This window comes from Halobacteriovorax sp. RT-1-1, assembly GCF_047085455.1.
Lineage (GTDB): Bacteria > Bdellovibrionota > Bacteriovoracia > Bacteriovoracales > Bacteriovoracaceae > Halobacteriovorax_A.
The window spans coordinates 150,164-163,397 of the sequence record NZ_JBKIXZ010000002.1; the positions used below are offsets into that span (position 1 = coordinate 150,164).

The window sequence follows — 13,234 nt, forward strand, 5'->3', positions numbered from 1 at the left end:
CTTAAATATCGTTTCTGTTAACTTTTTCTTCTAGAGCTCTTAATGCCGTTAGACGACAAGAATCTACGATCTCTTTAATAGAAGCAGTTCTTTGAATGATATTAACTGTCTTATTCATTGGTACAAGGATTGGTCCAATAGCAGATGCTTCTGTTAATTGAGCAAGAAGCTTGTACGAAATGTTTGCAGAGTTTAGTTCAGGGAAGATTAAAATATCTGCAGACTTATCAAGTTCACTGAAGTTGAAAAGATTTTTCATAATACCGTGGTTAACTGCAACGTCTGCTTGCATTTCACCTTCGATCTTTAGTTCTGGATATTTTTCTTTTGCCATTTTTGTAGCAAGTTTCATCTTCTTAGCATCCGGAAGCTTTGAGTCTCCAAAGTTAGAGTAGCTTAAGAAAGCAATTCTTGGATCTCTCTTCATTAGTGACTTGTAAAGCTCAGCAGTTGAGTTTGCAATCTCTACTAAATCTTCTGCAGTTGGGTCCGGTTGAACTGTTGTATCTGCTAGGAAAAGAACACGGTCTTTAAATACTAGGATGAAAACACCTGCCGCTTTTGTTCCTGGCTTTGATCCAATAACTTTTAGAATTGGAGAAAGACAGTCGCTATAGTTTAGAGATGGACCAGCGATAAATGTATCGGCAAGACCTTTTTTAACCATCATTGAACCGTAGAAGTTTTCTTGAATCATTAAGTCTTCAGCAGCATTAAGTGAAACACCTTCTCTTTGCTTAGCTTCACAGTATTCTTTGTAGAATTCTTTAAAGTTATCAGCTTTTCTTGGACGGATGATTTCAACTTTTCCATCTAAGAACTCTTCAAGACCAAGAGACTTAATTTTTGCTTTGATATCATCTGGGTGACCAAGAAGAATTGGCTCAATAGCATTTCCATCAAGAAGTGTTTTTACTACGTTAAGGATACGAGTATTAATACCTTCAGCAAATACCATTCTAACTTTTTCACCAGTGCGCTTAATATGAGCTGCTAGACGATCACGAACAGTTTTCATGAAAGCACCACTTGCCGAAAGACGGCTAGCTAGGTGTTCAGAGTACTCGTGAAGATCAGCAATCTCTCTTCTTGCAACACCTGTATCCATTGCAGCTTTAGCAACAGCTGGAGCAACTCTCGTAAGTACACGAGTATCAAATGGCTTAGGGATAATATAATTTTTTCCGTATTTGAAATCTTCACCTTGGTAAGCAAGTTTAACTTCATCAGGAACATCTTCTTTTGCAAGTTCTGCAAGAGCGTAAACTGCTGCAAGCTTCATTTCTTCATTAATCTTACGAGCACGTACATCTAGTGCTCCTCTAAAGATTGAAGGGAAACCAAGAACGTTATTAACTTGGTTAGGGAAGTCAGAGCGTCCTGTTGCCATAATTGCATCATCGCGAACTTCTTCAACTTCACTTGGAAGAATTTCTGGATCAGGATTTGCCATTGCAAAGATGATTGGACTTTTTGCCATTGTTTTAACCATTTCTTTCGTTAAAACACCTTTTGCTGAACAACCAATGAAGACATCGGCATCAACCATTGCATCCCCTAGAGTTCTTGCATCAGTTTCATTTGCAAATTCTTCCTTGTATTCGTTCATTCCACTTTCACGGCCTTTATAAATTACACCGCGAGAGTCTGTCATAAGTAGGTTTTCTGGCTTAACACCAAGGTGAAAGAAAAGCTTTGCACATGCCATTGATGCAGCACCAGCTCCAGAGAATACTACTTTTACTTTATCAATTTTTTTCTTAGATAATTCTAGCGCGTTGATAAAACCAGCTGCTGCGATAATTGCAGTACCGTGTTGATCATCGTGAAATACTGGAATATCCATTTTTTCGATTAGTTGTTTTTCAATTTCAAAACACTCTGGTGCTTTGATATCTTCAAGGTTAACACCACCAAAAGTAGGCTCAAGTGCCTTAACAACATTTACCATTCCTTCAACAGTTGATTCTTCAACTTCAATATCGAAAACATCGATATCAGCGAAACGCTTGAAAAGGATACCTTTACCTTCCATTACTGGCTTACCAGCAGCGGCACCGATATTTCCTAGACCAAGAACTGCTGTTCCGTTTGATACAACAGCAACTAGGTTTCCTTTTGCTGTGTACTTGTAAACATCATCAGGGTTCTTAGCAATTTCAAGACATGGATGAGCAACACCTGGAGAGTATGCTTTTGTTAAATCAGATGCTGTTAAACATGGTTTTGTTGCAACAACTTCGATTTTTCCAGGGCGACCCATTGAGTGGTAATTAAGTGCTTTTTCAATTTTTTGAGCGTCAGCGTTTGACTTATCCGTGACTTTTTTATTGTCAGTCATATGTAATCCTTTGAACTTAAAATCCTACGATATTAAGCACAAAGGATACACTTTTTGGCCCTTATCCGACTAGCTTTTTATCCCTAATTAGGTGATAAATGAGCAGAGTTAGACTAGTTGCAATAATACCAATATAAAGCTCATCAATATTAGAATAAAAGCCTGGCTTTGGTATATGACGCCACGTGCCCGTTGTTACGACACCTATCAAGCAAGCCGTTACAAACTGGTTATCACTAATTTGCTTAGGAAATAGGTAGCCATATATGACCGGCAGCAGTAGACATGATGCAGAAAAAGATCCCAAGGTCTTCCAAACAGATTTTATATTACCTTGAAAGTATTCAGACATAATCACTGTTAAAACGGCAACAAAAATAACACCAAAGTGGTGAACCCAAACACGCCCCTTGTACTTCTTTGGAGCGAGGTCATAAGCTAGGTTTGTTCCTGCAATGAATAGATATGAATCAAGTGTTGATAATATTGTTGCAAGAATTCCTGCTAGCATAAATCCTTTTAATCCATCTGGAAGAATTTGAATTGCATAAGTTAGGTAAGCATGTGAGCTCTGTGCATCCGGAATGGCGGCTTTTGCATACATCGCTCCAAACGTCGTACAAATATCAAAACAAAACCAAATGACAGTAGAGATCAAGATTCCTTTTTTTGAAACTTCACCACTAGTGGCCGAAAAACATCGCTGATAAAAGTTTGGATCAACTAAAGTTGATAGAGCAATAAAACCCCAGACAAAAGTTGTCGCAAGTGAGTTCTTTCCAGTTAGTGACCAATAAGATTCAGGAAGATTTGCTTTTAGGTAAGGGAGTCCCCCAAATTCAAAAAATGAAAAACCAAGTACAAAAGCTACTGCAAGGCACATGACAAAGAACTGAATTAAGTCAGAGAAGACAACTGATCTCAATCCTCCCCACATCGAGTAGAGAACAACAAAACCAACTCCTAGGGAAGTGTTTAGTAATAGAGTTCCACCAAAGATTAGTTGAAGAAAAATCCCTAAACTTATTCCATAAGCAATTGGGAGTACATTAAAGAAATTAAAGATTGCTGTGAGCTTTGCAGAGCGTGGCCCAAACATCTTTCCAACTAAATCTGGTAAAGTAACAGCACGGTAAGGCTCAATTTTCTTGATTAGAAAAAATGCAAAAATAATATAGGCTACATACCAGAAAACACCCTGAGTGATGAAATTGTAGATACCTTGATTAAAGGCGATTTCAGTAACACCAAAAATTCCTCCATACCAAGTTGCAACAAGTGTTGCGACAAAAAGTGGCAAAGTAAGTCTTCTTCCCATAATTAGTAAATCAAGAAAGGTCTCTTTTTCGGTGGATTTTTTCATGCGATATTGGCCGTAAATCACACTCGCTAATGTTAAACCTAAAATGGCAAAAAATATAAATAAGTCTAAAGATGATAGACTTTGAAATAAATCAATACTGCTCTTCATATAGTCTCCGATTATGAAGTATGATATAGTATAGAAATTATAAATCAACCTTCAGGAACTCTTGTTATGACAATAACTCAACTGGAATATGTATTAGCAGTCGATAAACACCGTCACTTCAGAAAAGCATCTGAAGAGTGTCATGTTTCTCAACCAACATTGAGTATGCAAATTCAAAAGTTAGAAGATAGCTTGGGCTTTGTTATTTTTGATCGCTCTAAGAATCCTATTGTTCCAACAATTGAAGGTGAAACTTTTATTGCACAAGCAAGAGTTGTTAATAAAGAATTTAAAAAATTAAAAGATATTGCAAGTGATCCAATCGTAGGTATAGAAGGTGAATTCAAGCTTGGAGTTATTCCAACTCTCGCACCGTACCTCGTACCACTTTTCTTAAGTCGCTTTGTTAAAGAATTTCCAAAAGTCGACCTTATTATTGAAGAGAGAACAACTGAAGAGATCATCGAAAAACTTGATCGCGATGAATTGGATGCAGGACTTCTTGTCACTCCACTTCACAATAATCAGCTAATTGAAAGAGTGTTATTCTATGAACCACTCTATGGATTTATAGCAAAAGATCACGAGTTATTTCATAAGAACCAGCTCGAATTCTCAGATCTCGACAAAGATGGCCTATGGCTTTTACAAGAAGGGCACTGTCTTCGTGGCCAGGTCCTAAATCTTTGTCAGAAAGTAAAAGGCTTTCAACACTTTGAAAGTGGTTCTCTTGAAACAATTAAGAACCTTGTGGCCAAAGATAGCGGTTATACAATCATTCCACACCTGGATATGTTAGATCTAACTGGGACTCGTAAGAAAATGATCCGCTCATTCACTCCACCTGTTCCAACTCGCGAAGTTTCAATAGTTTATGGCCGTATTTTCTACAAAGAGAAGGTTATTGATGCACTTGAAGGACTAATCCTAAAAGTTATTCCTAAAGAGCTAAAAAGCTATAAGAATGCAGATGTTTCAATAATTCCTATTGATTAGGTGACATTTTAGCACCGCTATTTCTTGTCATTTTTAATTCATTTCTTACATTTGCTTAACTTTAAGCATTATTGACCTATAAAAAAGACACCTAGGTTCTTAAATCATGTTTATTTTCTTATAAATTACTCAATCAACAAGTTCACAAAAGGACTTGAAGAATTCCATAAGGAAGATTGGAGGAGAGGGTAATGTCAGTAAGAAGTTCCATGTTTTTATTAGTAGTTGTTTCCACATTCTTAACAGTTTCATGTGGCCAAGGTGTTCCTGCTTCATCTAACGCAGATGTTTCGACAGGTTCAATCATCGTTGGTGATGTTAACTGGCAAGAAGTAATTGCTTTTGATGAATCATCAGAAGTTAGAAAGAATTCAAAAGCGGTAGCTGACATTCAATTTTCAAATACTGGCCGTTGTACTGGTTTCTTAATCTCAGACAATATTTTAATGACAAACCATCACTGCATCACTAGTGCTGCTGATGTTGTAGGAATGAAAGTTTTTATGAAACACGAAAAAGGTGTTTCAAAGTCTAACCAAGGTGAAATCAAATGTAGTGAATTTATCGGTAATGATGAGGAACTAGATTTTGCACTTGTTAAGTGTGAGGGAACTCCTGGACAGACATATGGTAAGGTTGAATTAGATACAACTGAGCCAGTAGAAGGTGATAGTGTTTATGTTATCCACCAAAATTGTGATTACTACACAGACTATGATTGTGACTGGACGAAGAAGGTTTCTGAAGGGAAAGTTGTTGGCCTAAGAGGAGATGTTCTATACGATGCGGATACATTGGGAGGATCTTCAGGTTCACCAGTATTTAGCGCAGACTCTGACAAGGTATATGCAATCCACCACGCTGGTTACGGCGGATGGGGAGGACGCGGAGTTTACAATGGTGCAGTATCAATGAGTCGAATTGTTCCTTTCATCTTAGAAAACTTCCCAAGTGTTTTAGCACAAGATCAAGATGATAGTGATTCTTCAGATACACCAAGCTCTGATAATAATACTGCTGAAACGGCAACAGAGTTAGGATCAAGTTTCTCTCAAAATGTTGAAATCGATAGCGAAGAAGATGTTGATTTTTACAAAGCAGAAATGAAGGCCGGTGAAGTATTAGACTTTAAAATCTTTTTCTCTCATAGTGAAGGTGATCTAGACTTTGAAGTTTTAAAGAAAATGGGATCAAGTTATAAAGTTGTATCTCGTAAAGAATCTTCAAGTGACAATGAAGCAGTAAGGCTAAAAGTTAACTCTTCAAATACTTACTATATCAAAGTTTACGGTTATAAAGGGGCCAAGGCTCAATACAAAGTAGAATTTAAAAAATAAATAATAAGGCCTCCAATCGGAGGCCTTTCTTATAGCTTCATTTTCAAAAAATCTAAAATACGATGTTCATACCAATAATATTTTTCAGAGGGAGATTTTATAAACCCTACGTGACCACCATTTTTTGGTACTTCGAGGTATAAATTACTTTTCCTTTGGGCCAATTCATATGGATAACTTTCTTCCGATAAGAATGGGTCATCATAGGCGTTAAGAATATAAAATGGGACACGAATTTTTTCCAAGTGACTAATTGGTGAAGCTTCTTCTCTATAGTGATTACCGTCACGATAGCCATAGATAGGCGCCGTAACATACTCATCAAAATCATCAATATGTTTAATACTTTTCACCTTATCTAGATCAACAGGAAGTTCCATAACCTTGGCCTTCTCGATCACTTTCTTTCTCATGGAATAAACAAAAACATGACGATAGATATGACGTGAAATTTCAGTTTTTAATTTCACTGAGCAACCATTTAAGTCCATTGGTGAAGAAAGAATAAAGCCGCGATAAATCTTATGATTAACAACCTCGGGGTGTCTTCCTAGATAATTTGCAGTAATTGCACCACCTAGACTAATTCCCATTAAAGAGACATGCTCATATTCGTCAGAAACATTATCGACGAGAAATTTTAAGTCGTGATAGTCTTGAGCATTGTAAAACTTTTTAGTTCGATTTAGTGCTCCACCGCACGAGCGCATATCCCAGGAAATGACATCATAACCTTGAGAATTGAATTTTTTCATCATGTCCACAATATAGCGGTCTCGACCATTTCCTTCTAAACCGTGGGAGATGATGATGAGATGTTTGTTTTCAAGTGGAGAATTTGTTGTTGATCTATAGTAGCGTAGAAAGTCTCCATCTGGAGTTGTCAGTGTTCGCTTCTCAAATTTATGTCTAGGGGTTCTTCTTATAAAGAATGGGATGATCGTTTGTAAATGACCATTTTGTAGAGACTGATGACAAGTGTATCTTGATTCGATGACAGGCATTACGCTTCCTCCATCTCAATATTATAACGCAAAAAGTGGAAATAAAAAAAGGAGGTCAATGACCTCCTTTCTTATGAATTTATCTAAAAATTAGTTTAGAAAATTAATTAAAGTAGTTCTTTAGGAACACCTTTCGGAATAGCGCTTAGAAGCTTCTTTGTATACTCATCTTGTGGGTTACGATAAACCTCGTGTGCTGGTCCGTACTCAACAATCTTACCTTTGTTCATAACACCGATTTCATCCGAGATGTACTTAACTACAGATAAGTCGTGTGAAATGAAGATATAAGTTAGACCTAGTTCATCTTGAAGATCTTGAAGTAGGTTAAGTACTTGCGCTTGAACCGATACATCTAGTGCAGATACTGACTCGTCACAGATGATAAACTCTGGCTTAAGAGATAGGGCACGTGCAATACAGATACGTTGACGTTGACCACCAGAGAACTCATGTGGGTAACGATTAAGGTGATCACCTTTAAGTCCTACTTTTTCAAGAAGATCAGCTGCTACAGCATATCTTTCTTTCTTTGATCCACCAATTCCGTGAATTACCATTGGTTCTGTTACGATATCACCAATAGTCATACGTGGGTTTAGAGAAGAGTATGGATCTTGGAAAATGATTTGCATTCTCTCACGCATCTCTCTCATTTCTTTTTTATTTAAATTAGTAACGTTGATTCCGTCATAAATAACTTCACCAGCAGTTGGCTCAAGTAGTCTTAGGATTGTACGACCAAGAGTTGTCTTACCACATCCAGATTCACCAACTAGACCAAGAGTACGACCTTTTCTAACTTGAATCGTTACATCGTCAACAGCCTTAAACCAGTCAACAGTACGACCAAAAATACCACCTTTAATAGGGAAGTGCTTGTTGAAGTTTTTAACTTCTAGAAGAACTGGATTATCTGTTTCGTTAATTGCTCTTGGTTTTTTCATTTCAAGGCTTGAAACATCAATATCTTCTTTTGCATTTAAGAAGTCATCAACAGTTAAAAGTCTAACTGGGTTTTCATCTAGACTTGGACGACAAGCTAGAAGTCCTTTTGTATATGGGTGTTGTGGATTTTCAAAAAGTGCTTTTGTTGTATTTTGCTCAACTAGGTCACCTCTAAACATAACCGCAACTTCATCAGCGATATCAGCAATTACTGCTAAATCGTGCGTGATGAATAGCATACTCATGTTGTGTCTTCTTTGAAGATCAAACATTAGTTCAAGAACTTGCTTTTGGATTGTAACGTCAAGAGCAGTTGTCGGCTCGTCACAAATTAGAAGTTCAGGCTCACATGCCATTGCCATCGCAATCATTACACGCTGCTTTTGACCACCTGACATTTGGTGTGGATATTTATCTACTGATTCTTTAGGAGAAGGAATACCTACTTCTTCATATAATTCGATTGTTCTCTTACGAGCTTCCTCTTTAGTCATTCCTTGGTGAAGCATAAGAACTTCATCAATTTGATTACCTGTTGTGAATACAGGGTTTAGAGAAGTCATTGGCTCTTGGAAGATCATTGCAATCTTATTACCACGAAGTTGTCTCATTCTTTCATTAGAAGCCTTAGTTAAGTCTTCACCATTAAAAAGAATTTCACCTTCACTGATTCTTCCTGGAGGGTTAGGAATAAGTCCCATAATTGCTAAAGATGTTACTGACTTACCTGAACCAGATTCACCAACAAGCCCAACAGTTTTTCCTCTTGGAATACTTAGGTTTAAGCTTTTTACGGCCTTAACTCTTTCATCTTCTGTTTGAAATTCAACTGTAAGGTTTTTAATTTCCAGCATATTCTCTGCCATAGCATCTCACTTTTTAAACAATATTGATCAATTCTTGATTATAATAAAATCTTTTTGAAATCTTAATAGTAACTTAAATTTGTACCACTAACGACACATTATTTCACGACTTAATTCATCAAAAAATCTCGACAATTTACATGATTTCAATAGCTTAGTATTCTACATACTTACGAATTTGCTCTGTAAGACCTTGTTGCGTTGTGACAATCTGCTCGCTATAAGCTTTTAAATCATCATTATTTAGACTTTCTACTTGAAAAGGCTGACCGTAAGCGACGTAGATACGTCCAAAAGGTTTAGGAATTTTTGTTTTATCCCAGCTCTTACTGATGCAAAAGCGGCGAGTGGAAATAGATTGAATGCAAAGTACAGGTGTTTCACATTCATGACTTACAACGAGGATGCCTTTTTTTGGGACATAGCTTGGCCCGCGCGGTCCATCGACTGTAATAGCAGAATTAAGTCTGCTCTCATTTATTTGTTCGATCATTGATTGTAGTGCTTTTGCTCCTCCACGTGATGAACTTCCACGAGTTGGACTAAATCCTAATTTTGCAATTGTGTCTGCAGCTAGGCTTCCATCTTTTGATTGAGATGCCATTGTAATTAGTCCCGTATCAAGTTCTGTTAAAACTGAAGTCGGGTAATGCTCATGCCATACGGCCAGGGCGTAATTTCCATGATTTCCCATTTGTTTTGCCAGATCTAAGTTCTCAGGATTTAAAACAACAATTTTTGATGTGAACTTAACAAATCTTAGGTACCAAGAAACTAATGTAGGAACTAATTTTAATAATATAGACATTTAATCATTATCTCAAAATTAAGATTCTTCGTAAATTAAGCAATTTAAAAAAAATCGGTGTTTATAAATTAGTCAATAATCTCTCAAAAAGTACATATAATGGGCAATGATGAAGATCAGTTGACTAAATTTTTACCTACGAATTACCATCTTTTAACTTAATTAAGATGAGCGTCATCCATGAATCGACTATGATCAAATTAGAAAGAGTTCTCGACCAATTAGCTCGGGAGCTACTTGTTCTACGCTGACCATGAAGGAGGTGTTATGGCAGGTTTACGAGAAATCAAGAAACAGAGAACGAGAGAAATGATTCTAAAAAACTCAATGGAATTATTTACTCAAAAAGGGGTCGATGAAGTAGGAATGCGAGAATTGGCCCAAGTGTGTGGATTGGGGATTGGAACTTACTATAATTACTTTAAGTCGAAAGAGGATGTCATCTTCAGTCTATTTAGAGAAAATTTGAATTCTGCAATTACGAACAAGCCTTTCCGCGTTGAAGAGAATGAATCAAACGCTGATAATCTTGCAAATAATTACAAGGCGATTTTTCAAGAATTAATGATTCACAAAAATATCGCTGATGAATTTTTATCTCTTGCGTACAATACAAAGAATATGGCCGATAATGACTCAGTCGCCGCTAGGTTGACCCCACAGATTGTTGATCTTTATTGGGGATGGGTACAACCGTTGTTTAGAAGTGCTGGAATTATTATTCGCACAGAAGAGGAAGAAGGCTTTAGAAGAATGCTTTGGCATCACTTCTTATCTAGCTTTCACGCCTACACATCTTCATTTGGAGCTGAAGAGAGTATTGATTACATTCGCTTCACTTCTCGCCATCTATTAGGTGGCCTAAATTCAAATTAATAGTAAGGGAGCTACGGCTCCCTTTTTTACTTTAATTAAGTCTCCTCGTCCTAGAAGCTCTCCGAAAAGTAGGATATGCCCTTTAAAAAAATATTCTCAATCATATTCTTTATCATTCTCTTACTGTCATGCCTTGATGAGGGAGTGGATTCTCCGCTAAGAGCTCCGGCAAGTATCTATCAGTATAAGGTTATCTCCTATACTTCTAGTGCAATTGAGTGTCGTGGCCATACCGATGAGAGGGATATTGAAGGAACACTCTTAGAGACAGTTCCTCTCGGTCCACAAGGTCAGGCACCTACAAATATTTGTGGAGAAGAGTTAGGCTCTTTAAATAGTGATAAGATACGCCTTTACTAGATTTCTATGAACCAATTCTAAATTGGCACCCCTATTGCAACATAATATTTCAAATAAAAGAAATTGAACGGAGTTTCAGCCTTCTACTGACTTTATTGCTGAACAAACTTTGTACAACTGTTTAAGGAATATTATGCGAGACCTAATCTTTAAGAGTTTACTGACTACTTTATTAACAGGGGTGACTTTTGCTTATAGTGGGCAAATCCTAAAGCTTAATAAAGACAGCGTTCCAAAAGAATTTACAAAAACTCTTGAAGTATTTATCGCACAAGTTGATGAAAAGATTCCTACATCAGTAAGAGAAGCTATTGGTGAGAAAATTGAAATTACTTTCTCTGATTTTAAAGAGAATAAAAATATTAGAAGTTTTCCAAAGGATCGTTGTAACGAATCAGTTCCAGTAAAATACGGAAGTGTAAGCTACTTTGATCGCGATGAAATCAATATCTCTTCACTCTTTATAAAAGAGATTATTAACGGTGACGAGAGTGTTGAGCAGTTTAACTGTGGTCATAAGAATTATGTAAGAAAAGCACAAGCTACAATCTTGCATGAATTGGCCCACCTTTATGATCTTAAAAAAGTTAGAACAAAAGAACATAAGAAAAAAGCAAAAATTTGTCGTGATGAAAAAGAAGATCGTAATCATGTAAGTGATGAGTGTCGAGCAATTCTATCCCAAGATACGAATAGAAACTCTATTAGTGGCCTATTTTCATTTTACAAACTTGCAAACTGGAAAAAAGGATTCTTTTCTAAGAAAACGAAAAACTTATCGTCTAAAAGATCTGTCGACGCTTATGAATTTGAAAATTTAAAAGAGCATAACGCTGTAAATTTTGAATTTTTCCTAATGGATAAAGAGTACAAGTGTAGAAGACCGTCTTATTACAAGTTCTATAGTGAGCTATTAAATCATATTCCGTTTCCTAATTACGATTGCAAGATCTTTTCTGAAATCGTTTTAGATGACTTAAAAGTTACTAGAGATATCGATCCAAGTCGTGTTTACCGAATCGATTATTTACTTGCTTCAAAAGGTGACTCAATGATCTCAGGATTTGGTCACTCAATGTATCGTATTGTTCTTTGTGCACCTTTTAGAAAGAAGGTTGATGAGAAGTGTTTAAAAGACAAGCTTTATCATGTTGTTCTTTCTTACCGTGCCAATGTTACAGATATCAAAAGTGACATGTTAAAAGGTGTTCTTGGTGGATACGACTCAGTTCTATTCATGCTTTCTTTCCCTGAGGTTATTAATGAGTATAACGGAGGAGAGTTAAGGGATCTTATTAGCCAACCAATCTATTTATCTGAAGAACAAAAAACAGACTTCATCAATAAAGTGTTAGAGGTTTATTGGGAATATGAAGGTGACTATAAGTTTATCACTAATAACTGTGCTTCAGAGTCTAATGAGCTTTTTCAATCAGCTCTACCAAATAATGAATTTGCCTATGAGAGAGTAATCCTTCCTTATTCTCTGCTAGATAAATTTACTGAAAGTGAATTCTCTAAGGAAGAGGATTTAGAAGATACACAAAAAGCCCAAAAGCAAGGAATGTTCTTCCCAAGTGATATTGAACTTTTAAAAGAAGTAAAAACATCTTTATTTGGAGTTGAAGAATCAGACTACACTGTTAGAAGACGTCGTGTAGGTGGTGGCCGTGATCATAAATACAAAGAAGTAAAAAGAGAAAAATTTATTAAAGATATTTTAGAAGAATTTGATGTTGATCGTCTGTTTTCTAAATTTGAAGAATTAAATGAACTTAGCGAAACAGTTGATGTGGAAAGAAAACTTAATGATCTTTCAATCCTAACAGGTGCAATCTTTAAAATTAAACAATCTTCAATTGATGAAGAGGTTGGGAACTTCCTGGATAAGAATATGGAAGAAGAAACACCGCTTGGTCTAAGAATTAAAGAGTGGAATGAAATGAGAAAGTCTAGCCGTGTAAAGGCCAATGACTCAAGCTACGGAATTCCATTAGTCTTAAGAGACTCTGACTTTGATAGACATAATGTGAAAAGCGCAGAGCTAGAGAAGATCGAAAATCAGCTACTAGAAGACGTAAAAAGTAACTATGAAAAAGAAGTTCAAGATTTAGCAAGATTACTAGATCTAATTAGAAATATTCGTGATCAAGCAAGAATTATTTCAATGAAAGCATATAAATAACAAACAAAAACAAAAAACAAAAAACAACGAAAGAGGAGAAAA

General features: G+C 36.3%; 10 protein-coding genes. 5 read left to right on the forward strand and 5 right to left on the reverse strand.

What is annotated here, in order from left to right; translation table 11 throughout:
* Position 1 precedes the first annotated feature (1 nt).
* Both ACMAWV_RS11005 and ACMAWV_RS11010 read right to left on the reverse strand, forming a co-directional pair.
* Complete coding sequence (locus tag ACMAWV_RS11005) at positions 2-2,341, reverse strand: NADP-dependent malic enzyme (RefSeq protein ID WP_103217736.1); 2,340 nt, start codon at positions 2,339-2,341, stop codon at positions 2-4.
* Positions 2,342-2,402: 61 nt separating this feature from the next.
* On the reverse strand, positions 2,403-3,812 hold the full coding sequence (locus ACMAWV_RS11010; RefSeq protein ID WP_103217737.1) for a sodium:solute symporter family protein: 1,410 nt from the start codon (positions 3,810-3,812) through the stop codon (positions 2,403-2,405).
* 66 nt (positions 3,813-3,878) lie between these two features.
* Here ACMAWV_RS11010 and ACMAWV_RS11015 point away from each other — a divergent pair, with 66 nt between their 5' ends.
* Together ACMAWV_RS11015 and ACMAWV_RS11020 are read left to right on the forward strand one after the other, a co-directional pair.
* Complete coding sequence (locus ACMAWV_RS11015; protein WP_412470374.1) at positions 3,879-4,808, forward strand: LysR substrate-binding domain-containing protein; 930 nt, start codon at positions 3,879-3,881, stop codon at positions 4,806-4,808.
* A 191-nt stretch (positions 4,809-4,999) separates the two neighbouring features.
* Entirely contained in the window at positions 5,000-6,145 is a 1,146-nt protein-coding gene (locus ACMAWV_RS11020) for a trypsin-like serine peptidase (protein WP_103217739.1), read from the forward strand.
* A gap of 29 nt (positions 6,146-6,174) precedes the next feature.
* On the opposite strand, the gene ACMAWV_RS11025 is transcribed toward ACMAWV_RS11020, so the two are convergent.
* The 3 genes from ACMAWV_RS11025 to ACMAWV_RS11035 all read right to left on the reverse strand — a co-directional run bounded on the left by ACMAWV_RS11025 (position 6,175) and on the right by ACMAWV_RS11035 (position 9,771).
* Positions 6,175-7,149, reverse strand: coding sequence for a YheT family hydrolase (locus ACMAWV_RS11025; protein WP_103217740.1), 975 nt, complete (start codon positions 7,147-7,149; stop codon positions 6,175-6,177).
* A gap of 107 nt (positions 7,150-7,256) precedes the next feature.
* Positions 7,257-8,963 (reverse strand): ABC transporter ATP-binding protein, encoded by a 1,707-nt coding sequence (locus ACMAWV_RS11030; protein ID WP_412470373.1) that lies wholly within the window; start codon positions 8,961-8,963, stop codon positions 7,257-7,259.
* 154 nt (positions 8,964-9,117) lie between these two features.
* Positions 9,118-9,771: a lysophospholipid acyltransferase family protein gene (locus ACMAWV_RS11035; protein ID WP_103217742.1), complete on the reverse strand. Its 654-nt coding sequence runs from the start codon at positions 9,769-9,771 to the stop codon at positions 9,118-9,120.
* 267 nt (positions 9,772-10,038) lie between these two features.
* Here ACMAWV_RS11035 and ACMAWV_RS11040 point away from each other — a divergent pair, with 267 nt between their 5' ends.
* The 3 genes from ACMAWV_RS11040 (at position 10,039) to ACMAWV_RS11050 (ending at position 13,192) form a co-directional block, all read left to right on the forward strand.
* Complete coding sequence (locus ACMAWV_RS11040) at positions 10,039-10,647, forward strand: TetR/AcrR family transcriptional regulator (protein ID WP_103217743.1); 609 nt, start codon at positions 10,039-10,041, stop codon at positions 10,645-10,647.
* Between the two features lie 75 nt (positions 10,648-10,722).
* Positions 10,723-11,007 (forward strand): hypothetical protein, encoded by a 285-nt coding sequence (locus tag ACMAWV_RS11045; protein WP_412470372.1) that lies wholly within the window; start codon positions 10,723-10,725, stop codon positions 11,005-11,007.
* A 133-nt stretch (positions 11,008-11,140) separates the two neighbouring features.
* Complete coding sequence (locus tag ACMAWV_RS11050) at positions 11,141-13,192, forward strand: DUF4105 domain-containing protein (protein WP_103217745.1); 2,052 nt, start codon at positions 11,141-11,143, stop codon at positions 13,190-13,192.
* The last annotated feature ends 42 nt before the right edge of the window (positions 13,193-13,234 follow it).